Source organism: Paraburkholderia piptadeniae (genome assembly GCF_900007165.1).
Classification (GTDB): domain Bacteria; phylum Pseudomonadota; class Gammaproteobacteria; order Burkholderiales; family Burkholderiaceae; genus Paraburkholderia; species Paraburkholderia piptadeniae.
Window position 1 is genome coordinate 33,575 of sequence record NZ_CYGY02000006.1, and the last position, 22,644, is coordinate 56,218.

Annotated in this window: 18 protein-coding genes; 17 read left to right on the forward strand and 1 reads right to left on the reverse strand. The window is 65.5% G+C overall.

All coding sequences use genetic code 11. The annotated features are described in order from the left end of the window. Window positions 1-18 precede the first annotated feature (18 nt). The 17 genes from BN2476_RS01855 to BN2476_RS01935 all read left to right on the forward strand — a co-directional run bounded on the left by BN2476_RS01855 (window position 19) and on the right by BN2476_RS01935 (window position 21,731). The gene (locus BN2476_RS01855; protein ID WP_087732467.1) at window positions 19-510 is read left to right on the forward strand and encodes an Hcp family type VI secretion system effector; all 492 of its coding nucleotides are present in this window, start codon (window positions 19-21) and stop codon (window positions 508-510) included. A 142-nt stretch (window positions 511-652) separates the two neighbouring features. Further along, window positions 653-1,492, forward strand: coding sequence for a type VI secretion system accessory protein TagJ (locus tag BN2476_RS01860; protein WP_087732468.1), 840 nt, complete (start codon window positions 653-655; stop codon window positions 1,490-1,492). Further along, on the forward strand, window positions 1,485-1,997 hold the full coding sequence (gene tssE / locus BN2476_RS01865) for a type VI secretion system baseplate subunit TssE (RefSeq protein WP_087732469.1): 513 nt from the start codon (window positions 1,485-1,487) through the stop codon (window positions 1,995-1,997). The genes BN2476_RS01860 and tssE overlap by 8 nt, the downstream gene beginning before the upstream one ends. A 4-nt stretch (window positions 1,998-2,001) precedes the next feature. After that, a complete protein-coding gene (tssF, locus tag BN2476_RS01870) occupies window positions 2,002-3,879 on the forward strand; it encodes a type VI secretion system baseplate subunit TssF (protein ID WP_087732470.1) in 1,878 nt (625 codons plus the stop codon). Further along, a complete protein-coding gene (gene tssG / locus BN2476_RS01875) occupies window positions 3,864-4,955 on the forward strand; it encodes a type VI secretion system baseplate subunit TssG (RefSeq protein ID WP_087732471.1) in 1,092 nt (363 codons plus the stop codon). Before tssF ends, tssG begins: the two co-directional genes overlap by 16 nt. 4 nt (window positions 4,956-4,959) lie before the next feature. Continuing rightward, on the forward strand, window positions 4,960-7,686 hold the full coding sequence (tssH, locus tag BN2476_RS01880) for a type VI secretion system ATPase TssH (RefSeq protein WP_087732472.1): 2,727 nt from the start codon (window positions 4,960-4,962) through the stop codon (window positions 7,684-7,686). 27 nt (window positions 7,687-7,713) lie between these two features. Then, window positions 7,714-8,103 carry a DUF4280 domain-containing protein gene (locus tag BN2476_RS01885; RefSeq protein ID WP_087732473.1) on the forward strand — a complete coding sequence of 130 codons (390 nt, stop codon included), beginning with the start codon at window positions 7,714-7,716 and terminating at the stop codon, window positions 8,101-8,103. 1 nt (window position 8,104) lies between these two features. Beyond that, window positions 8,105-10,129: a type VI secretion system Vgr family protein gene (locus BN2476_RS01890; RefSeq protein ID WP_087732474.1), complete on the forward strand. Its 2,025-nt coding sequence runs from the start codon at window positions 8,105-8,107 to the stop codon at window positions 10,127-10,129. A 112-nt stretch (window positions 10,130-10,241) separates the two neighbouring features. Then, the gene (tagH, locus tag BN2476_RS01895) at window positions 10,242-12,011 is read left to right on the forward strand and encodes a type VI secretion system-associated FHA domain protein TagH (protein ID WP_438942849.1); all 1,770 of its coding nucleotides are present in this window, start codon (window positions 10,242-10,244) and stop codon (window positions 12,009-12,011) included. A 42-nt stretch (window positions 12,012-12,053) separates the two neighbouring features. Then, the gene (gene tssK / locus BN2476_RS01900; protein WP_087732475.1) at window positions 12,054-13,388 is read left to right on the forward strand and encodes a type VI secretion system baseplate subunit TssK; all 1,335 of its coding nucleotides are present in this window, start codon (window positions 12,054-12,056) and stop codon (window positions 13,386-13,388) included. 14 nt (window positions 13,389-13,402) lie between these two features. Beyond that, window positions 13,403-14,692, forward strand: coding sequence for a DotU family type VI secretion system protein (locus BN2476_RS01905; RefSeq protein ID WP_087732483.1), 1,290 nt, complete (start codon window positions 13,403-13,405; stop codon window positions 14,690-14,692). Between the two features lie 52 nt (window positions 14,693-14,744). Beyond that, complete coding sequence (gene tssM, locus BN2476_RS01910; RefSeq protein WP_087732476.1) at window positions 14,745-18,278, forward strand: type VI secretion system membrane subunit TssM; 3,534 nt, start codon at window positions 14,745-14,747, stop codon at window positions 18,276-18,278. Beyond that, complete coding sequence (tagF, locus tag BN2476_RS01915) at window positions 18,275-18,991, forward strand: type VI secretion system-associated protein TagF (protein WP_087732477.1); 717 nt, start codon at window positions 18,275-18,277, stop codon at window positions 18,989-18,991. Before tssM ends, tagF begins: the two co-directional genes overlap by 4 nt. 68 nt (window positions 18,992-19,059) lie before the next feature. Then, on the forward strand, window positions 19,060-19,656 hold the full coding sequence (locus BN2476_RS01920) for an OmpA family protein (protein WP_087732478.1): 597 nt from the start codon (window positions 19,060-19,062) through the stop codon (window positions 19,654-19,656). Window positions 19,657-19,680: 24 nt separating this feature from the next. Beyond that, the gene (locus BN2476_RS01925) at window positions 19,681-20,601 is read left to right on the forward strand and encodes a hypothetical protein (RefSeq protein ID WP_087732484.1); all 921 of its coding nucleotides are present in this window, start codon (window positions 19,681-19,683) and stop codon (window positions 20,599-20,601) included. Window positions 20,602-20,630: 29 nt separating this feature from the next. Continuing rightward, window positions 20,631-21,014 carry a hypothetical protein gene (locus BN2476_RS01930; RefSeq protein ID WP_087732479.1) on the forward strand — a complete coding sequence of 128 codons (384 nt, stop codon included), beginning with the start codon at window positions 20,631-20,633 and terminating at the stop codon, window positions 21,012-21,014. A gap of 99 nt (window positions 21,015-21,113) precedes the next feature. Continuing rightward, complete coding sequence (locus BN2476_RS01935; RefSeq protein ID WP_143810882.1) at window positions 21,114-21,731, forward strand: hypothetical protein; 618 nt, start codon at window positions 21,114-21,116, stop codon at window positions 21,729-21,731. Window positions 21,732-22,155: 424 nt separating this feature from the next. Here BN2476_RS01935 and BN2476_RS01940 read toward each other — a convergent pair whose 3' ends face one another. Then, complete coding sequence (locus BN2476_RS01940; RefSeq protein ID WP_438942850.1) at window positions 22,156-22,431, reverse strand: helix-turn-helix domain-containing protein; 276 nt, start codon at window positions 22,429-22,431, stop codon at window positions 22,156-22,158. Between the last annotated feature and the right edge of the window lie 213 nt (window positions 22,432-22,644).

Sequence of the window (22,644 nt, forward strand, 5' to 3'; positions counted from 1 at the left end):
TTTTGAGTGGAGAAGAACATGGCCGTCGATATGTTCATGAAGCTGGGCGACATCAAGGGCGAGTCCCAGGACAAGACCCATAAGGAAGAAATCGAATTGCTCGCGTGGAGCTGGGGGCTGAGTCAGAGCGGCACGATGCACATGGGAACGGGCGGAGGCGCCGGCAAGGTGAACGTGCAGGACCTCTCGTTCACCAAATACGTCGACAAAGCGTCACCGGCGATCATGGCGGCCTGCTGCAAGGGCTCGCACATCGAATCGGCGGTGCTGACCGTACGCAAGGCGGGCGGCGACAACCCGCTGGAGTACTACAAGGTGACGCTGACCGCGTTGCTGATCAGTTCGTACTCGACGGGCGGCTCGGGTGGCGAAGACCGTTTCACCGAAAACGTGACGCTGAACTTCGAGAAGTTCCATGTCGAATATCAGCCTCAAAACGCGAAGGGAGCGAAGGAGGGCGGCGTCGTCGAGGTGAAGTGGGACATTCCGAAGAACGACGCGACCAACTAGACGGGGGCGGCGTGCCGTGCCGCAATCGAACAGCGCTGTGGCACGGCAACGCGATGGCGTGGGCAATGGCATGCGGGTCTCGCGCGGTTGCACGCAATTGCACGTAGTTGGATTTTGACCCGGCCTGACGGAGCGAACTGACATGACCGCAGAGGAAAGCTTGCGTGGAGGCGATCTGGACGAGAGCCTGCGCCAATTGCAGATGCAGGTTCGCAACGATCCGTCGAAGGCGTCTCTTCGCGTGTTCCTGTTCCAGTTGCTCGCGGTGCTGGGCTCGTGGGACCGCGCGCTGACGCAACTGAATGTCGTCGGCGATCTCGACGCGGCCGCGCTGCCGATGGTGCAGACCTACCGCGAAGCGTTGCAATGCGAAGCGCTGCGCGAGGAAGTCTTCAACGGCACGCGCGCGCCGCTGATTTTCGGCGAGCCGACGGGCTGGCTCGCGTTGCTCGTCGAAGCGCTGCGGCTCGATGCGGCGGGCGATGGCGCAGCCGCCACGGCCGCGCGCGAACAGGCGCTCGCCGACGCGCCCACCACCTCGGGCAGCATCAACGGCGAGCCGTTCGAGTGGATCGCCGATGCCGACGGCCGGCTCGGACCCACGCTCGAAACGGTGCTCAACGGCCGCTACTACTGGGTGCCGTTCTTCCGGATCAGGCGCATCGAGATCGAAGCGCCCGTCGATCTGCGCGACCGTGTCTGGACACCCGCGATCTTCACATGGGCCAACGAAGGCCAGGCGGCCGGGCTGATTCCGACTCGCTATGCGGGCACGCTGGCGCACAAGAGCCACGCGCTATGGCTCGCGCGTCTGACCGAATGGGTCGGCGGCGAGGCGACGGAGGCGCGCCCCGTCGGACAGCGGATGCTGACGACGGATGTGAACGACTATGCGCTGCTCGATATCCGCACGATCGAACTGGCGGTCGACTCGCCGCCTGGCAACGAGGGCGGCGCAGGCGCCGCACCGGATCATGGCTGAATCGAGCACGCGCGACCGGCTGCAACCCTCGCTGCTCGACCGGCTGACCGACTACGAGCCGGAGGTGAAGCAGGAGGCTCGCGAGCGCCGCGTGCTGTCGATGCGCGCGCTGCGTCAAAGCGTGCAGCGCGATCTGGCGTGGCTCCTGAACGCCAACGGACTCGCTTCCGTGCAGGACCTGTCGGGTTATCCGTATGTGAGCACGTCGGTATTGAACTTCGGCTTTCCGGATATCGCGGGCAAGACGGCTTCGGGCATCGATGCAGCGAAACTCGAAAAGCACGTGCGCGACGCGATCTGGGCATTCGAGCCGCGCATCATCCGTGACACGGTGCGCGTGACGGCCGTTCAGGCCGAAGAAACCACGGGTCGCCACAATACCGTGTCGTTTCTGATCGAAGGCGACTTGTGGGCGCAGCCGTATCCGGAGCGGCTCTACTTCAGGACCGAGCTCGATCTTGAAGCCGGCGAAATCAGAGTGATCGACCAGAGCGGGGCACGTTGAATTCATGAACCCCGAACTGATCAAGTACTACAGTGAAGAGCTCCAGCACTTGCGGGAGATGGGCGGGGAGTTCGCGAAGGAGTATCCGAAGGTCGCCGCGCGCCTCGGGCTGGAAAGCCTCGAATGCGCGGACCCGTATGTCGAGCGCCTGCTCGAAGGGTTCAGCTTTCTCGCCGCGCGCGTGCAGATGAAGATCGATGCCGAGTTTCCGCGCTTCACGCAGCATCTCGCGGGACTGGTCTATCCGCACTATCTCGCGCCGACGCCATCGATGGCCGTCGTGCAGATCCGGCCCGATCTGAGCAACCCCGGCCTCGCGGAAGGCGTGAAGGTCGCGCGCGGCAGCGCGTTTCGCAGCGTGCTCGACAAGAATGGCTCGACGCGTTGCGAATATCGCAGCGCTCACGACCTCACGCTGTGGCCGCTCGAAATCGCCGATGCCAGGTTCTTCACGCATTCGGGCTCGCTCGGCGGCGCGGACATCGCGCTGCCGCCCGGCGTGAAAGCGGGCCTGCGACTGCGGCTGCGCGCGACGGGTGGCCTCAAGATCAACCAGTTGAAGCTCGACAGGCTGGCCCTGTATCTGCGCGGCGCCGACGCCTTGCCGACCCGCACCTATGAGCGCCTGCTCGGCTCCGCTGCTGGTGTCGTCGTGATGCCCGTCTCGCGGCCCGCAACGTGGCATGCGCAATTGCCCGCGACGGCCATCGCGCCCGTCGGCTTTGCGCAAGACGAAGCGTTGCTGCCCATCAGCAAGCAGTCGTTCCAGGGCTATCGGCTGCTACAGGAGTATTTCGCGTTCGCGCAGCGCTTCATGTTCGTCGCGATCGATGGCTTGCAGCCGGCGCTGCGCCGTTGCGGCGACAGCGAAGTGGAAGTGATCGTGTTGCTCAAGCGCGGCGACCCGCTGCTCGAGCAGTCGCTCGACGCGTCCAACTTCGCGCTCTTCTGCACCCCCGCGATCAATCTGTTTCCGCGCCGTACGGACCGCATCGCGCTGTCCGGCGAGCAGTTCGAATATCACGTGGTCGCCGATCGCACGCGGCCGATGGACTTCGAGATCTACTCGATCGAGGAAGTCACCGGCTATGGCGCGGGTGCCGCCGCCGAGCAGAAGTTCGACGCGTTCTATCACGCGCGCGACCTCGGCGCGGGCCACGGCGCGAACGCGTACTACCAGGTGCGGCGGGAGAAGCGGCTGCGCTCGTCGCGTCAGGCCGAACGCGGACCGCGCACGAGCTATCTGGGCAGCGAGACGTTCATCGCGCTCGTCGATGCGGCGAATGCGCCGTTTCGCGGCGATCTGCGCCAGCTCGGATTGCAGGTGCTCTGCACGAATCGCGACTTGCCGCTCACGCTGTCGATCGGCAGCGGCCCGAGCGACTTCACGCTCGATGTCGAAGCGCCCGTCGAGAGCGTGCGCTGCGTAAGCGGCCCGAGCCGCCCGCTGCCGTCGTATGCGCATGGCGCCGTCGCATGGCGGCTGCTGAGCCATCTGTCGCTGAACTATGCGTCGCTCGTCGATAGCGACGCGAAAGAGGGCGCACGCGCGTTGCGTGACCTGCTGAGTCTCTATTGCCCCGTCGGCGACCCGGCGACACAGCGGATGATCGAAGGCGTGCATTCCGTCGAATCGCATTCCGTGACGCGACGCCTGCCGTTTGCCGGACCGATCGTGTTCGGCCGGGGCCTCGCGATCACGCTGACGCTCGACGATGCCGCCTTCGAAGGCGCGGGTGCGTTTCTGCTCGGCGCCGTGCTGTCGCACTACTTTGCGCAATACGTGTCGATCAATTCGTTCGCCGAGACGGTGGTGAGAACGTTGTCGCGCGGCGAGATCATGCGCTGGCCAGCGAGGGGCGGACAATGCCTGACGCTCTGACTCTGTTGCGCGAACTCGAAACACACGCATGGCGCTTCGATTTCTTCCAGGCCGTGCGGCTCATCGAGAACGCGCATCGCGACAAGCCGCGCATCGGCGAATCGCTGCGCCCGCGCGACGATGCCGTGCGTTTTTCGCAGGAGCCGGAGCTGATCTTTCATCCGGCGACGCTCGCCGCGATGATCCCGTCGCGTGACGGACACGCGGCGCGGCTCGCGGTGAATTTCATGGGCCTGCTGGGGCCGAACGGGCCGATGCCCGTGCATCTGACCGAATATGTGCGCGACCGCGCGCGCAACGCGAACGACCCGACGTTCGCGCGCTTTCTCGACGTGTTTCATCACCGGATGGTGTCGCTGTTCTATCGGGCGTGGGCCAACGCGCAGCCGACCGTGAGTCTCGACCGGCCGGAGCGCGACCGCTTTTCGGTGTATGTGGGCAGCACGTTCGGTCTCGGCGAAGCGGCGCTGCGCGAGCGCGACGCAGTGCCCGATTTCGCGAAGCTGCACTTCGCCGGACTGCTCGCTGCACCGACGCGTCCCGCAGCGGGCCTGCAACTGATTCTTGAGCGCTTCTTCCAATTGCCCGTGCGTATCGAGCAATGGGTCGGCCACTGGATGCCATTGCCGCGCGACACGCTCTCGCGGCTGGGCGCGCGCGACGGATCGTCCGCGCTCGGCGTATCGACGCTGCTTGGTGCACGCGTGTGGGACTGCCAGCACAAGTTCCGTATCATCATCGGCCCGCTGACGCTCGCCGATTACGAGCGCTTCCTGCCAGGCGGCGACAGCTTGCGCCGCCTGACCGACTGGGTGCGCAACTACGTGCGCGACGGTCTCGACTGGGACCTGAACCTGTGGCTCAAGCAGGAAGACGTGCCGCGTCTCGCGCTAGGCCGACGCGCGCGGCTCGGCTATACGAGCTGGGTGCTCAGCGGCCCCGCCGCGCAGGATCAGCGTCAGCTCAGGCTGCATCCCGCTTTGCATTCCTCTTCGTTGTCCGGACGGCCCGGCGAACCCGGGCGCGGCGACGCACACGCTCGCCAGCCGGAACCCCAACACTCATCCAAGGACTAGCAAAATGGCCGAAATCAAACGTGCAGCGTTGTTCGGCAAGCTGAACAAGCTGGCCTATCGCGCGATCGAAAGTGCGAATGTGTTCTGCAAGTTGCGCGGCAATCCGTATATCGAACTCGTGCACTGGTTCCACCAGATCCTGCAATTGCAGGACTCGGATCTGCATCGCATCGTCAAGCACTTCGGCGTCGAGCCCTCGGCGCTGGCGCGCGATCTGACGGATGCGCTCGACCGGCTGCCGCGTGGCGCGGGCTCCGTCGTCGACATCGGATCGCAGGTCGAGGAGGCCGTCGAGCGCGGCTGGGTGTTCGGCTCGCTGATGTTCGGCGAATCGCAGGTGCGCACGGGCCATCTGGTCGTCGGCCTCTTGAAGACGCCGTCGCTGCGCAACGCGCTATACGGCATCTCGCGCCAGTTCGAGCGGGTCAAGCTCGAAACGCTCGTCGACGAGTTTGACAGCCTGCTCGGCGGTTCGCCCGAAGCGGGCATGAGCGCGAGCGACGGCTTCCAGGCAGCGGGCGCGCCTCATACGGGCGATAGTGGCGGCGCCGTGCCGCCCGCCGCGATGGGCAAGCAGGAGGCGCTCAATCGCTTCACGACCGATCTGACCGAGCAGGCGCGCAGCGGCAAGCTCGACCCGATCGTCGGCCGCGACGAAGAGATCCGCCAGGTCGTCGATATCCTGATGCGCCGCCGCCAGAACAATCCGATTCTCACGGGCGAAGCGGGTGTCGGCAAGACGGCCGTGGTCGAGGGCTTCGCGCAGCGCATCGTCGCGGGCGACGTGCCGCCGACGCTGCGCGACGTGCAGTTGCGCACGCTCGACGTCGGCCTGTTGCAGGCGGGCGCGAGCATGAAAGGCGAGTTCGAGAACCGGCTGCGCCAGGTGATCGAGGAAGTGCAGGCATCCGAGAAGCCGATCATTCTCTTTATCGACGAAGCGCACACGCTGGTCGGCGCGGGCGGCGCGGCAGGCACGGGCGACGCCGCGAATCTGCTCAAGCCGGCGCTCGCGCGCGGCACGCTGCGCACCGTCGCGGCGACGACGTGGGCCGAGTACAAGAAGCACATCGAAAAAGACCCGGCCCTCACGCGGCGCTTCCAGGTCGTGCAGGTGCCCGAGCCCGACGAGACGAAGGCCATTCTGATGATGCGCGGCATCACGTCGACGATGGAAAAGCATCACAAGGTGCAGGTACTCGACGAGGCGCTGGAGGCGGCCGTGCGGCTGTCGCATCGCTACATTCCCGCGCGCCAGTTGCCGGACAAGGCCGTGAGTCTGCTGGACACGGCTTGCGCGCGCGTTGCAGTGAGCCAGCACGCGACGCCGCCCTCCGTCGACGATTCGAGAAAGCGCATTGCCGCGCTCGAAACGGAACTCGCGATCATCGGGCGCGAGACGGCTGTCGGTATCGAAACGGGCGAAAGGCTTGCCGCGGCGACCGAACGACTTACGACGGAGCGCGCGCGTCTCGAAGAACTCGAAGCGCGCTGGCAGGGCGAGAAAGAACTGGTCGAGCGCATCCTCGCGTTGCGCGCGCAACTGCGCAACGAGACAGGCAAGGTCGAAGGCGCGGCCAGCGCCGGACCCGCTGCGTCCGTCGAACCCGCTGCATCCATCGATCCCGCCGCGCACGAAGCGCGTGCTGCGCGCCTTGCCGAACTGCGCGAACTGCAAGCAAAGCTCGCGCAGCATCAGGGCGAAGACCCGCTGATCCTGCCGACCGTGGACCAGCAGGCGGTCGCGTCCGTGGTGCAGGACTGGACGGGGATTCCCGTGGGCCGGATGGTTCGCAACGAGATCGAGAACGTACTGAAGCTCGCGGAAAACCTGAACAAGCGGATCATCGGCCAGGGACATGCGACCGAGATGATCGCGCGGCGCATCCAGACGTCGCGCGCCGGACTCGACAACCCGAACAAGCCGATCGGCGTGTTCATGCTCGCGGGCACGTCCGGCGTCGGCAAGACGGAAACGGCGCTGGCGCTCGCCGAAGTGCTGTACGGCGGCGAGCAGAACGTCATCACGATCAACATGAGCGAGTACCAGGAAGCGCATACCGTGTCGTCGCTCAAGGGCGCGCCGCCGGGTTATGTCGGCTATGGCGAAGGCGGCGTGCTGACGGAGGCGGTGCGGCGTCGTCCGTATAGCGTCGTGCTGCTCGACGAAGTCGAGAAAGCGCATCCCGACGTGCACGAGATTTTCTTCCAGGTGTTCGACAAGGGCTGGATGGAAGACGGCGAAGGGCGCGTGATCGACTTCAAGAACACGCTGATCCTGCTCACGACGAATGCGGGCACCGATCTGATCGCGAACCTGTGCAAGGACCCCGAGCTGATGCCCGAGCCTGAGGGCATTGCGAAAGCGCTGCGCGAACCGTTGCTGAAGGTCTTTCCGCCGGCGCTGCTAGGACGCCTCGTCGTGATTCCGTACTACCCGCTGTCCGACGAGATGCTCGGCGCGATCATCCGCTTGCAACTGGGGCGGATCGAAAAGCGCGTACGCGCGACGCACAAGATTCCGTTTGCGTATGACGACGATGTCGTGAAGCTGATCGCGAGCCGCTGCACTGAACTGGAAAGCGGCGGCCGCATGATCGACGCGATCCTGACGAACACGCTGTTGCCTCACATCAGCAACGAGTTCCTCACGCGGATGATGAACGGCACCACGGTATCGAAGGTGCAGATCGGCGCGCGCGACGGCGAGTTCGTCTACACGTTCGATTGAGCGCTCGCACTCAGACGGAGTTTGCATATGCCGCAGCAAGTCAGCATGGGAGCAACGTTGCAGTGCTCGTTCGGCGCAGCGCCTTCGACGCTCGTCGTCTTGCCCGTGAACCGCGTGATGGGCGAAGGGCCGCCCGCCGCGAACATCATGGACCATGTGCCGATGGTCAACATCATGCCGTTCGGCATGTGCAACTCGCCCGCGAATCCGACCGTCGCCGCGGCGACGGCTGCCGCGATGGGCGTGCTCACGCCGATGCCGTGCGTGCCCGCAACGGCGACGCCGTGGGTCACGGGCGCGCCGACCGTGCTGCTGGGCAACCAGCCGTCGCTCGACAACGTTTCGAAGTGCATGTGCAACTGGGGCGGCGTCGTCACCATCGTCAACCCGGCCACTGTCAACACGATGATTCCGTGACATGACTACGCAAGATCCGCTCCGCCACATCACCGTCAGTTGCGCGCCTGCCGGCAGCGACCTGCTGTTCCTGCGCCTGACAGGACACGAGGCGCTCGGGCGGATCAGCGAGTTTCATCTGGATCTGCTCAGCACCAGCAACGATCTGAAGCCGGGCGATCTGCTCGGCCAGGATATCTCGATTGCCGTGTCGCTGCCGTCCGACGGCGAGCGGCAGATCAACGGCATCGTCACCGCGTTTCGCATCGTCGCGCCCGGCGATCGCACCCGCAACCGGATGGCGCGCTATGAGGCCGTCGTGCGGCCGCGTCTGTGGCTCCTCACGCGCGCGTCGCACAGCCGCTTCTTCCACGAGATGACCGTGCCCGACATCATCGCGAAGGTGCTGCAGGATTACGACATCGATATGAGCAACAAATGCTCGGCGACCTATCCGTCGCTGGAGCATTGCGCGCAGTATCGCGAGACGGATTTCGCGTTCGTCAGCCGGCTGATGGAGCACGAGGGCATCTATTACTACTTCGAGCACGAGAGCGGCAAGCACACGCTCGTGATGACGGATTCGGCGGACGTGCATGCGTCGATCGATCACTACGCGACGATTGCCTACGACGGCTGGTACGAACCGGGCCACGAGAAGGAGTGCGTCTATCAGTGGTCGTCGGGTGCCGAATTGCAGACGGGCAAGTACGAAGTGAACGAATACGACTTCGAGAAGCCGTCGTCGAGCAACCAGCAAGGGCTGCTGTCGCGCGCGACGCGGCCGAAGGTCTACGATCCGCCCGTGTACACGATGCAGGAGCATCTGAGCGGCCACATCCAGTCCGGCGACGGCGACCGTTACGCGAAGGTCGGCGTCGAGATTCGCCAGGCCCGCAACGACAGCATCAGCGGACGTTCGAGCGCGCGCGGCGTGTGGCCGGGCGGCCTGTTCAAGCTGCAAGGTCACGCGTGCGATGCGCAGAACCACGACTATCTGGTGGTCGGCGCGGAGTACGAAATCAATTCCGACACGTACGTATCCACCTATAACGACGACCGCAACGACAATCGCCGCGACAACCGCGACGACAAGCGCGCGCTGCCGTTCTTCGATTGCAGCTTTACCGCGCTGCGCAAGGAAAACCAGTTCCGCGCCGAACGTATCACGCCGCGCCCTGTCGTGGCAGGCCCGCAGACCGCGATGGTGGTCGGGCCCGACGGCGACGAGATTCTCACCGACAAGTATGGCCGCATCAAGGTGCAGTTTCACTGGGAGCAGTTCGCGCCGCCCGCCGATGCGGCCGCAAGAATGAAGCGCTGCTGGGTGCGCGTATCGCACGACTGGGCAGGCAAGCGCTGGGGCACGTTCTTCATTCCGCGCATCGGCCAGGAAGTGCTCGTCGATTTCATCGAGGGCGATCCCGACCGGCCGCTCGTCACCGGCTGCGTGTACAACGCGAACACGATGCCGCCGTACGATCTGCCGGCGAACGCCGCGCTTTCCACGCTGAAGAGCAATTCGACCAAAGGCGGCGGCGGGTTCAACGAAATGCGCTTCGACGATACGAAGGGCAGCGAGCAACTGTTCTTCCACGCCGAAAAAGACCATGAAACGTGGATCAAGAACGACATGCTGACGAACGTCGGCAACGATCGGCATCTGAAGGTGACGGGCAACGAATTCATCGCGGTGACGGGCGCGCGGCACGACAGCGTGACGGGCGATCGCAACGCAAAAGTGCAGGGCAACGACTCGCTGAACGTCAGCCAGAAGTTGCAGGAAAAAGTCGGAATGGACTATGCGATCGACGCGGGCATGAACATCCATATCAAGGCGGGCATGAATGTCGTGATCGAAGCGGGCGCGAGCATCACGCTCAAGGCAGGGGGCGCGTTTGTCGTGGTGGGGCCGGCGAGCGTCGCGGTATCGGGCACGCCGATCCTGTTGAATTCGGGCGGCTCGGCGGGGTCGGGCAGCGGCTCGTCGCCCACCGCGCCCACAGATCCGAAGGACGCTGATGATGGCACGAAGAAGCTCAAGTGATGATGGGGTGCGTGGTCGATTTGCATGGGATCAGAGTAAGGCGGTCTGCATGACTGAAGCACTGACTCCAGCCGACAGCTAAAGCGCCGACTCCGATCGACAAGCCAAGGGGATGATAGAAGTGAGCAATCCGGTTCTTTCGTTGCGCGTCGCGCGCTTCAATGACGAGCCTGTCGCCGAGCCGATCGCAGTCGAGTTCGGCACGGCGGGTGGCACCATTGGACGCGCAACCGACTGCACGCTGGTCCTGCCCGATCAGCAGCGCGCGATTTCGCGCGTGCACGCGCGCATCGAGTTTCGTGACGGCGAGTATCTGTTATGCGATCTCGGCAGCAATCCGAGCGTGCTGAATCAGCGCGCGCTCGGCGGCACGCGCGAGGCCCGGCTCGCGAGCGGCGACCGGCTGATGATCGGCACGTATCTGCTCGAAGTGTCGATCGGCGAACGCGTTGCGGGCGCGCGCAGCATGACAGGGGCGGGGCTGCCCGATCCGCTGGCGGCCGTGAAGGTGCTCGGAGAACCGTCGCCCGCCGACGCGCAAGGCGATCCGTTCGGCCTCGGCGCGCTCGATCCGCTCGGGCAGCCCGCCTTCGGCGAGCGCAAGCCGCTCGCATCGGGGCCGCGCTATGCGGGCTCTGAAAGCGATCATGTCGCGCCGGAGTTTCAGGCGTTTTCCGCGCCTGTGGCGTCCGTGCCTCTCGTGCCGCCTGGCGTGTCGGGCTCGTCCGCGGCGCCGGCTGTGTCGCCGGGAGGCATTCCCGCCGATTACGATCCGCTCGCGGATGCGCTCGCGCAATGGGAGTCGTCGCCGCGTCCTGGCGGCGCGCCTGCCGTGGCCGCGCCCGCACCACCTGTGTTTGCGCCGCCACCCACGCCCGCGTTTGTGCACGCTGCGGCGCATCCGGCTCAGACTGCAACGCCTGCCGTGCCTGCACCGTTAGCGCAACAGGGACCGACAGGCTTGCCAGCCAGTCTGCTCGACGATGCCGCCGCGAGTGGCCCAGCGACGCCATTCGACGATCTTCTCGCGCAGCCCGCCCAGCGAGAGCCTCTCGAAGATCCCACCGAGGTCGCGCCCGTTCCTGCGCCTGTCGCGCGTGAGCCCGTGCCGACAGCCGTGTTCGAACAACAAGCGCCAACGCCTGCGTCATCGCCAGCATCCGTATCTGCCGCAACCACTGCCGCGATGACGCCACCCACGCCAGCACCCGTGCCCGCACCATCGAATGAACAAGAAGCGCCGCGCGCCGCGCAAGCATCGGGCGACGCATACGCCGCGCTGCTCGAAGGACTCGGCCTCGATCCTTCGCGCGCGCCCAATCTTCCGCCCGCTGATCTTGCGCGTCTCGTTGGCGCGATGTTGCGCGACGCGCTGCGCGGCACGATGGCCGTGCTGCGCGCGCGCTCGATGACGCGTCGCGAGGCGCGTCTCGACGTCACGCTGATCGTCGCGCGAGACAACAACCCGCTGAAGTTTTTCCCCGATGTCGACAGCGCGCTCGCGCAGATGCTGACGGGCCGCGGCGCCGGTTATCTGTCGCCGGCGCAGGCGCTGGAGCGCGCGTTCGACGACATCGAGTCGCACGAACTGGCCGTGATCGTCGGCATGCGCGCGGCGCTCGCGGAAGTGCTCGGGCGCTTCGATCCCGCCACGATCGAAGCGCAGTTGAAGGAGGGCGGCGTGATCGACAAGGTGCTGTCCAACCGCAAGTCAAAGCTGTGGGACCTGTTCGTCGAACGACATGAGAGCGTCGCGCGCGAGGCGCAGGACGACTTCCAGCGCCTGTTCGGCAACGCGTTCAACGACGCGTACGAAGCGCAGATCGATGCGCTGCGCGCCGCGCGCAAGAACGGCAAGACAGACCCGTCAGACAAGCGCTGATCATTTTCGCCACGAGAACGCCACTAGCTAGCGACAACAAACATGTCCTGGAACAGCAAAGTCATCTGGTCGGAGGGGATGTTCCTGCAGCCGCAGCATCTGCAGCAGCACGACCGCTATTTGCAGACGCAACTGGAAACGCGGGCTGCGGGACTGCGTCCGTATAGCTGGGGGCTGACGGCGCTCGAGATCGACGAGCAGCTGCTGAAGCTCGGCAAGGTCGCGCTGCTGTCGTGCGCGGGCGTGATGCCCGACGGCACGCCGTTCAACCTGCCCGCCGACGACGACCTGCCCGAACCGCTCGATATTCCGGAAGGCACGCGCAATACGCTGATCGCACTCGCGCTGCCCGTGCGCAGGCCGGGCATCGCGGAAACGGGCAACGACGGGAGCGAAGAAAATTTCGCGCGGCATCGCGTGTCCGAACTCGAAATCGGCGACAGCAACGATCCGAATGCCGCGCCGGCGCTGATGCAGATCGGCAAGCTGCGCGTACGGCTCGCGCTCGAACCCGATGTGGCGAATGCGTATGCGGTGCTGGGCGTCGCGCGCGTCGTCGAGCGCTTGCCGGATAACCGCGTCGTGCTCGAAGGCGACTACAGTCCGCCGTGTCTCGACTATCGCGTGGCGCGCCGGCTCGCCGCATTCGTCGACGATCTCGTCGGCCTGCTGCATCAGCGCGGCGAAGCGCTGGCCGCGCGTCTTGCGCAACCGGGCGTGACGGGCGTCGCGGAAGTGGCGGATTTCCTGCTGCTGCAACTGATCAACCGGCACGAGCCGCTCGCTGCTCATCTGTCGACGATGACGGGGCTGCATCCGGAGACGCTGTACGCGATCGCGTTGCAGCTTGCGGGCGAGCTCGCCACGTTCAGCCAGCCGACGAAGCGCCCGCCCGCGTATCCCGTGTACCGGCATGACCGGCTCAAGGAAACGTTCGCGCCCGTCATCGACGATCTGCGCGCGTCGCTCAGCATGGTGATGGACCCGCACGCGGTGCCGATTCCGCTCGAAGAGCGCAAGTTCGGCCTGCGTGTCGCGCTCGTGCCGGACAAGAACCTGTTCGCTTCGGCGATGTTCGTGCTGGCCGTGCGCGCGCAGATGCCCGCGGAAAACATCCTGACGGGCTTTGCGCCGCAAGTGAAGATCGGACCGATCGAGCGCATTCGCGATCTCGTGAACTTGCAGTTGCCCGGCATCGGGCTGCGCGCGTTGCCCGTCGCGCCACGCCAGTTGCCGTTTCATGCGGGGTTCACGTACTTCGAGCTCGATCGCGGCAATGATTTGTGGAAGCAGTTCGCGACGTCCGCCGGCATGGCGTTGCACGTCGCGGGCGAATTCCCGGGGCTGGCGATGGAGTTTTGGGCCATCCGCCGCTGAAGAGGACTGACATCGTGACTCCAGATGAACCGCGCGGCCCGCTCGACGATCCCGGCGCGACGATCCTGATCCCGACGCCGGGCGGCGCGCGCGCCGCATTCGTGGCGGCCGCCGCGAGCGCGGCGCCCATCGCGCCGAACGCGGGCGGCCTCAATCCGCTGCTGCGCGCGGCGAATCCGCTACTCGAACTGGCCGTGCCGCTGCGCCAGCTGCCGACGCATCCGAACGTCGAGGAGTTGCGTACTCAACTGATCCAGATGATGCGCACGTTCGAAACCCAAGGGCGCGCGAGCGGCATCGACGACGAGAAGCTCGGCGCGTCGCGCTATTGCCTGTGCACGTTCCTCGACGAGTCGATTGCGAGCACGCCGTGGGGCGCGGGCATGTGGGCGAGCCGCAGCCTGCTCGTGACGTTTCACAACGAAGCGTCGGGCGGCGAGCGCTTCTTCCTGATCCTGCAGCGGCTCGCGCAGAACCCGGCCGCGAATGTCGACGTGCTCGAACTGATCTACGTGATTCTCGGGCTCGGCTTCGAAGGCCGTTATAGATTGATCGACGGCGGTCGCACGCAACTCGACACGATCCGCGAACGGCTCGAAACGATGATCCGCTCGCAACGCGGCGCCGCCGAACGCGATCTGTCCGTGCACTGGCTGCCCATCAAGGCGGAGCGCAAGCCGCTGTTGCAACTGGTGCCGCTGTGGGTCGCGGCGGCCGTCGCGTGCGTGCTGCTCGTCGGCGTGCATCTGGTGCTGAGCCTGCGTCTGAACGACGAGTCGGACCGCGTGTTCGCCGCGTTGCATGGCGTGCGCGTCGCGCCACCGCCGCTCGCCGCCGCGAAAGCCGCGCCGCCGCCCGCGCTTGCGCCGAAGCTGTCGCAGTTCCTCGCGCCCGAGATCGCGCAAGGGCTCGTCCGCGTCGCCGAAAAGCCGGACAGGACGATCGTCGAGATCAACGGCGACGGGCTCTTCGCGTCGGGCAGCGCCGAACTCACGTCGAGCTATCTGCCGTTGATCCAGCGTATCGGCGATGCGCTGAAGGATGTGCCGGGCAACGTCGTCGTCGCGGGACACACGGACAACCAGCGTCTGCTGTCGGCACGCTTTCCGTCGAACTGGCACCTGTCGCAAGCGCGCGCCGACGTCGTGAAAGACATGCTGGCCGCGCGCGCGGGGTCGCCTGGCCGGTTCACCGCCGAAGGCCGCGGCGACACCGAGCCGATCGCGCCCAACGACACGCCCGCAAACCGCGCGAAGAACCGCCGTGTCGACATCACCATTCTTGCGCCCGGGGCGGCATCGTGACTTCGTTCGCCATCTGCACGCAACGCACGCAACACTGCGAGGGTCATCGCCCATGAAACTCTTTGGCTGGCTGAGGCGCCCGATCGTGCTGACGTTCCTCGGCGTGCTGGCGCTTGCGCTGATCGTGTGGATCGAAGGCCCGTTGCTGGCGTTCGCGGGCAAGGCGCCGCTCGAAACGGCGACGAGCCGCTGGATCGTGATCGTCGTGCTGTTCGTGCTGTGGGCGCTCTATTGGGGCGTGCGCTGGCTGATCGTGCGGCTCGCGAACGTGCGCTTTACGCGCGTGGTCGCCGAAGAGACGCCGCAGCCCGGCAAGAAGGAATCGGAGGCGGATGTCGCCGCGCTCAAGCAGCGCTTCGAAGACGCGATGGGAATCCTGCGCAAGGCGCGCATCAAGGGACGTTTCGGCAGCCAGTATGTGTATCAGTTGCCCTGGTACATGTTCGTCGGCGCGCCCGGCACCGGCAAGACGACGGCGCTGCTGCACTCGGGCCTCAAGTTTCCGCTCGCGGATCGGCTCGGCAAGCAGGCGGTCGGCGGCGTCGGCGGCACGCGCAATTGCGACTGGTGGTTCACCGACGATGCCGTGCTGCTCGACACGGCCGGCCGCTACACGACCCAGGACAGTTTCGCCGAAGCCGATCAGGCCGCATGGGGCGGCTTCCTGCAACTGCTGCGCAAGTACCGGCCGCGCCGGCCGCTCAACGGCGTGATTGTCGCGCTGTCGGTGCAGGATCTGCTGCAACTGTCCGACACCCAGCGCGCGGTGCAGGCAGGCGCCGTGCGCGAACGTCTGAAGGAACTGTACGCGCGGCTCGGCATGCGGTTCCCTGTGTATGTGGTCGTGACGAAGTGCGATCTGCTGGCGGGCTTCGCCGAGTTCTTCGACGACCTCGGTCGCGACGAGCGCGAACAGGTGTGGGGCATGACGTTCCCCTACGCCGCGCAAGGCGCGCCGGACGAAGCGCTGGCGTCGTTCCCCGGCGAGTTCGCCGGGCTGGAGAAGCAGTTGCAGGCGCGTGTGCTCAGACGCATGCAGCAGGAGACCGACACGCGACGGCGCGCGCTCGTGTACGGCTTTCCGCAGCAGTTCGCGGGTCTTGAGAATGTGCTGACGTCGTTCTTGCAGGAGACGTTCAGCGCGTCGCGCTTCGACGAGGCGGCGCTGTTGCGCGGCGTCTATTTCACGAGCGGCACGCAAGAGGGACGGCCCATCGATCGCGTGATGAGCGCCGTCGCGGCCGCGCTCGGCTTGCAGCGCCAGGTCGTGCTGCCCGACCCTGCGAGCGGGCGCGCGTATTTCATCACGCGGCTGTTGCGCGACGTGATTTTTCAGGAAGCGGGGCTCGCGGGCACGAACCCGAAACTGGAGCGTCGTCGAACGTGGTTGCAGCGCATCGCGCTTGCGCTGATCGGCGTCGCGGTGGTGATCGCGCTGGTGCTGTTCTTCATCAGCTATCAGCGCAATCGAGCGTATATCGCCGATGTTCAGCAGCATGTGACCGCATTGCAAAAGCTCGCGCAGAACACACGGCCCGGCGACGATCCGCTCACGCTGCTGCCGTTGCTCAATGCCGCGCGCGATTTGCCGGGCGGCTACGCGGATCGCGACAGGAGCGTGCCGTGGCTCTCGCGGCTCGGCCTGTATCAGGGCGACAAGCTGGGCCTCGAAGCGCAGGCGAGCTACCGGCGGCTCCTGAAGCAGACGCTGCTGCCCCTCGTCGTGCGCAGAATGGAAGAAGAACTGCGGCGCGGCGATGCGAACAATCCCGACTTTCAGTACGAGGTGCTGCGCGCGTATCTGATGCTCGGCGATGCCTCGCACTTCGACGCGGATTCCGTCCGCCTGTGGGCCGACATCGACTGGCGGCGCGGACCGCTGCGCGATGCCGGCGACGATCGGCGCAACGATATCGACGGTCATCTCGCCGCGCTGTTCCAGCCTGCGCAGTTCGATGCATCGCTGCCGCTCGACAAGAACCTGATCGCGCAGGCGCGCACGAACCTCGCGAAGATGCCGCTCGCGCAGCGCATGTTCAATCGCGTCGCGCGCGATCTGGAGCAGGCGAAGCTGCCGGAATTCAGCGTCGCGGCAGCGGGGGGGCGCAATGCCGCGCTCGTGCTCGTCAGAAAGAGCGGCGCGCCGCTCACGCGCGGCGTGCCGGGCGCCTATACGCGGGCCGGCTATCAGAAGTTCGGCCAGCTACGTGACGCGGCCGTGGTCGATGTCGCGCGGGACGACTGGGTGCTCGGCCGCGAAGAATCCGTGCTGACGCCGAACGGCATCGACGATCTGAAGTCCGAAATGACGCGGCTCTATTACGACGAGTACATCCGGCAGTGGGACGCACTGCTCGCGGATGTCGACGTGGTGCCGTTCGATGGCGTCGAGAAGGGCGCGCGCGTCGCGAACCTGCTCGCCGCGCCCGATTCGCCGTTGCGTGCGCTGATGCTCGCGGCCGCTCAGGAGACGACGCTCGGCACGGTCAAGACGGGCGGGTCGCTGGCCGGGCAGGGCGTCGCCGCGCTCGGCAACAAGCTCGATGCGGTGAAGAAGCGGCTCGAAAGCGCGCTCGGCAATCAGCCGGACGAAGCGCCGCCGCCGACCGCGCAGGTCAATCCCGTCGATGCGCACTTCCAGGCGCTGCATGAACTCGCGGGCAAGCCGGGCGCGGCAGGGCCCGTGCCGCTCGATACGCAGCTCGCGGCGCTGAAGGACGCGGCGACGTATCTCGAAGCCGCCGATTCCGCGCGCAAGCAGGGACTGCCTGCGCCGCCCGGCGACGCGCTGAACAAGCTGAAGCTTGCCGCGCAGGGCGCGCCTGCGCCGCTCGCGAACGTCGCCGACGACATCGCGAACGGCGGCTCGATGCTGATGATCGGCGGCGAGCGTGCGCGCCTGAATGCGCTGTGGCAGGCCAATGTCGCGCAGCTTTGCCGACAGGCGCTCGACGGCCGCTACCCGCTGGTGCGCGGCTCCACTCGCGATGCGGCGTCCGACGACTTCGGGCGGTTGCTTGGGCCCGGTGGCCTCATCGACGATTTTTTCCAGAAGAACCTGGCGACGCTCGTCGACATGTCGGCGCCACAGTGGCGCTGGCGCAACGGCGCCGATTCGCTCGGCATTCCGCAGGACGTGCTCGCGCAGTTTCAGCGGGCCGCACAGATCAGGGATGCGTTTTTCCGCGCGGGCGGGCGCGACGTCTCCGTGCGCTTCTCGCTCAAGGTGCTCGATATCGATCCCGCGATCGACCACGCCACCATCGACATCGACGGGCAGCAGCTGATTGCCGCCCACGTCGATCAGTCGATGGTGTTCCAGTGGCCGAGCGGCAAGGGCACGGGACAGGCGCATGTCGATTTCGAGCCGTCAGGAGACGCGTCGGCGCCGCGTGCGGATGGGCCGTGGGCGCTGCTGCATCTGGTCGACGACGCGCGCTTGCAGCCGACCGCGCAGGCGGACCGCTTCAAGATGACCTTCGACTCGGATGGACGCACGCTCGTGCTTCAGCTCGACGCAAGCAGCGTGACCAACCCGTTCCGTCGAGGGATATTCGAGCAGTTTCGCTGTCCCGACCGGCTATGAGCGAGTTCGCCGCAGAAGGGCCGGGTTTTTTCGGCAAGGTGCGCACGCATGGCGATTTCGTCACGCGGCGTCTGCCTGCGGCGTTCGTCACGCCGTGGGACGCGTGCCTGCAGCAGGGCATGCTGTTCGCCCAGCGGTGGTTCGGTGCGCAGTGGCTGCCTGTGTATCTGAATGCGCCTGTCTGGTGCTTTGCGCTCGGCGCGGGCATCTGCGGCGAGTCGGCATGGGCGGGCGTCGTGATGCCGGGCGTCGACAGGGTGGGGCGTTATTTTCCGTTCACGATCGCCGCGCCGGTCGCGTGCGGCGATGCGGCCGAGTGGCTCAGTGGCGCGCAGTCCTGGTATGACGAGGCGACGCGGCGCGCATTGTCGACGCTTGCCGACGATTTCGTGCTCGAGCGCTTCGACGCGGAACTCGATGCGTGGGGCGCGCTCACGGTCGCATCGACTGCAACTGACGCGCCCGCATGGCGGCTGTGTCCGATGGAACAGGCGCAAGCGGACGACATGCAGCCAGTCGCCACGCAAGGCGGCTTTTCCGCGTTGCTGGCTGTCGGCATCGAGACGGGATCGAGCGCGTGGTGGACGCAAGGGTCGAGCGCGGTGCCGGCGTCGCTGCTGTGCGGACGAGGACTGCCCGATGGCGAGCGCTTCGTCGGCCTGCTCGATGAAGCGCGCAGCGGCTGGCAGTCGGTTGTGAGACTGCGCGAGTGACAGCGGGTGAAAGCGGGCGAAAGCTTGCGCACGTGTGAACAGGTCAAGCGTTGATCGGAGGTCGCGGTATGTCTGGCTCAATCATTTCGTTTGTGGACGGGCGCACGGCACGCAGGGCGGTGACGATGGCGCTGTGTGCGATTGCATGCGCGCATGTCGCCCATGCCGCGGACCCGGTTGTCAAGGAGCAGGACATCGACGAACAGTCGGTGACCAGGGCGCTCGCTCCCGAGGACAACGGCGACAACATCGTCACGCGCGGCTTCGTGCTGTCGAACAAGCAGCCCGGTGCGGCGGCGAAGCCTGCCGGTCCCGCGAAGCATCCGTCGCTACAGATGCTGATCACGTTCACGACCAACTCGTCGACACTCACCGATAGCGCGCGGGCCGCGCTCGACAAGGTCGCTCATGCGTTGCAGTCGGAACAGTTGGCGGCCTATCGGTTTCGCGTCGAAGGGCATGCCGATCCGCGCGGCTCGGCGGATGCGAACATGAAGCTGTCGGAGGATCGCGCGGCTGCCGTCGTCGATTATCTGACGCACAAGGATGGCATCGCGCCGGAGCGTTTGTCGTCGGTCGGCAAGGGATCGACCGAGCCGCTGAACCGGCGCAATCCGATCGCGCCGGAAAACCGCCGCGTCACGATCGTCACCGTGACGGACTAGCGGCGAGTGCGGGCGCTGGCGTCCATGAAGTCTTTTCTCACACGTGGCATCGGGCTCACGGCGGCATGCGCGTTGTCGTTGTCGGCGATGGGATGGCTCGCCGGCGACGCCTGCGCGCAAGCCGGCGCCGCGGAACTCGAAGCGCAGAGCGAACACGTCGAGATCAGACGCGTTCCGCTTGCGAGGCTCGAAGCATCGCTGCCGGGCGACGCGCGGCTCGTCCTCTTTGCGATCATCGACCGGCCAGGTCTTTATGTGATGCACGCGCCGGGTCTCGCCGGACAGGGCGCGATGTTTTCGCGGGTCGTCGCGCTGTTCGAACGCCGCGACATGCCGCGCGATCACATCGTCACGATGACGGAGATCGCCACTCACGCGCGACGCTTCCGCACCAATGCAGCGGACCTGACGGCGGGCAACAACTTCAGCTCGACCGAGCTCGCGCATTTCTTCGATCTGGCTCGCGGTCAGCATCTGACGCTGACGCCCGGCGAGCGCGCGTTGCAGCGCATCGCCGTGCAGATGGGCCTGATCGGCGAACGCAACGGTAACTGGCAGGCGCGCAGCGCACGCGATTTTCTGATCACGATTCCGGGGCTCGGAACGGGGCCGGGCGGCGAGATCATCGATGCGCCCGTAAGGGCCGCCATCCTCAGCCACGAACTGGGTCATTGGCAGTATTTCTCGGACGACGCATACGCGCAGGCGTGCCGTTCGTTCTGGTGGCGCGAGCTCAGCTACGAGCAGCGCGCGGAACTGACGCGTCAGCTGGAAGCGTTGGGCTATGACGCGAGCGACCGGATCGTCGTTGATGAAGCGCAGGCTTATCTGCTGCATACGCCTGCGCCTTATATGCCGCTCGCCGACGTGCCCGGCCCGAACGGATTCGATGTCGCGGCGATACGCGGCAGGCTGAAGCAGAAAGTGGCCCAAGCCACGCGTTGACGCGAGCCGATGCGATCGAGAGGTGCGATATGTCGACGCTCATGGAAATCGAACTGCAACGCAAAGGCGAGCACGCATTGACGCTTGTCGCGAATCGACTCAAGGCGCTCGGCGACCGCATGCGCGGAGCGACGATTCAGATCGCCTGGGTCGAGATCGGCGAAACGCGGCTGTTCATTGCGGGCATCAATTCGTCGGCGGGCTTCAATGACAGGCAACGGGACGAAATGAAGCGACTCGGCATTCTCGAAGTGCCATGTCATCTGAAGGGCGTCAGGCGCGAAGAAGGAGGCGCCCCTCAAGCGGAAGAAAACATGGCCGCTTTTATCCATGATCGCGGCGGCAGGGGACTGCGATGGAGCCGGGCGGTGGTAGGGGGCGTATTCGATACGAGGCGCGGTTCTCAATCGTAGGTTTGCGCGGCGTGTCGGGCGATGGTCGAGCGTGTGGGTGGGGTCATAGAACCGGCGTTCTGATTCGAACAGGCAGTTGCGCAGTTGGCGCGGCAGACGATGTCAGCAGTAGCGGGCACGGTTACTTTACTTTTAAGGGGCAAAATCATGGCATTGGCAGATAACATTCGGCTGGGCGAAAGCGCGGTCAGAGAGGTGAAGAGCCTGGGCGTTCTGGCTTGCAACAAGCTCGCGGATCGACTGAAAGCTGCGGGCGGCGTAGAGAACGTGGTCGGCCACGGCTACGACGATACTGCGGGACAGGGTGTCGACAGAACGCGAAACGCCGGTGTATGCGCGATGACAATCGGGAATATGCGCGGCACCGCGGAGCACGTGAGAAATACGAAATACGGTAACTGCTGGGAGCAGGCCATCATCGCCTTCGTTCATCTCTACGACAAAGGCCTGCGTCCGCTCGACCTGATGGCGTTCACAACGGCCGGTTATGACCATGTGTGGGTCGGCATCGGCCTGCATCCGGGATGGCAGGCCAACAACCTGCGCTCATGGGGCCCCGACGCCGTCTGGTGCGATCCGTGGCAAGGCGACGGTGTCGTGTTCGCGGTCTCAGATCTGGTCAAGGGCGCCGTGCGCAATCTGAACGCCATCTACAAGTGCAATACCTGCGAGCTGGTTGAAGCGGGTATGCCGAAGTCGGAGATACGGGTCGATTGATGGTGGGTCACGCAGCCGGGGGGCGGGCCCGCGATGCTGGATCACGAGCCGCTGGACCTGACGCATCGTGAGTCCGGCCGCCTGGCTGCATGCCCCCGGCTTCAGACTCAGCTCGACGATCGGCCGGATGACGTTCAGTCTGTCCAAGGTGATTCAAGCGGAATCCTCGGCGAATGAGGGCCTGCCTGATGAAACCGATCCGAACCATAGGGCTGGATCGCGGACTGACCAGCGTAACGCTAGTGAGCGCGTGGGCCGACCTCAACGACCTGAACATAAGCCACTGGCTCGGCCAGCACCTACCCGCGGCGCCACCGCAACGCTCTGGCCGACCTTGACCAGTCGAACCGCTACCAGCTTGAATTCGAGTGCGTAGCATGCCCCGCTTCGACTTGCTCGTCTTCCTGACTCTCCTTGCGTGAGTTTAATGCTCAGCAAGGGATTCGTCTTTCGGGGCAAGCTCAGGGCGCAAGGTTTGCGAGGGGAACTCCCCAAAAAGATTGCGATAGTCGGTCGCAAACCTTCCCAAATGAACGAACCCCCATCGAGCCGCAGCATCCCCGACCGTCGTTTGGTCGGCAAGGGTCGAGCGCAATAGATGGCGTACCTGGCCAAGGCGTATGCGGCGCAAATAGGACGAAGGCGACTGTCCCGTGATATTCAGAAAACCTGTCTGCAGTGTGCTGCGGCAAACACGCAACTCAGTACACAGCGATTCGCCTGTTTGACACCGGCGTCCTCAATTTTACATAAGACAAATTATCAACATTCTGGCTGTAGGTCCCAAATAGATGGAATGGTCGCCTCCCGCCTTAACCCGAAGTTCCTCCCTTTCTTGTAGTCATCACGCGGTCGCAAGTCCGCGTGATTGCTGGGCACTGGCGCCATTAGGGCGTTTTTATTGGCTCAATAA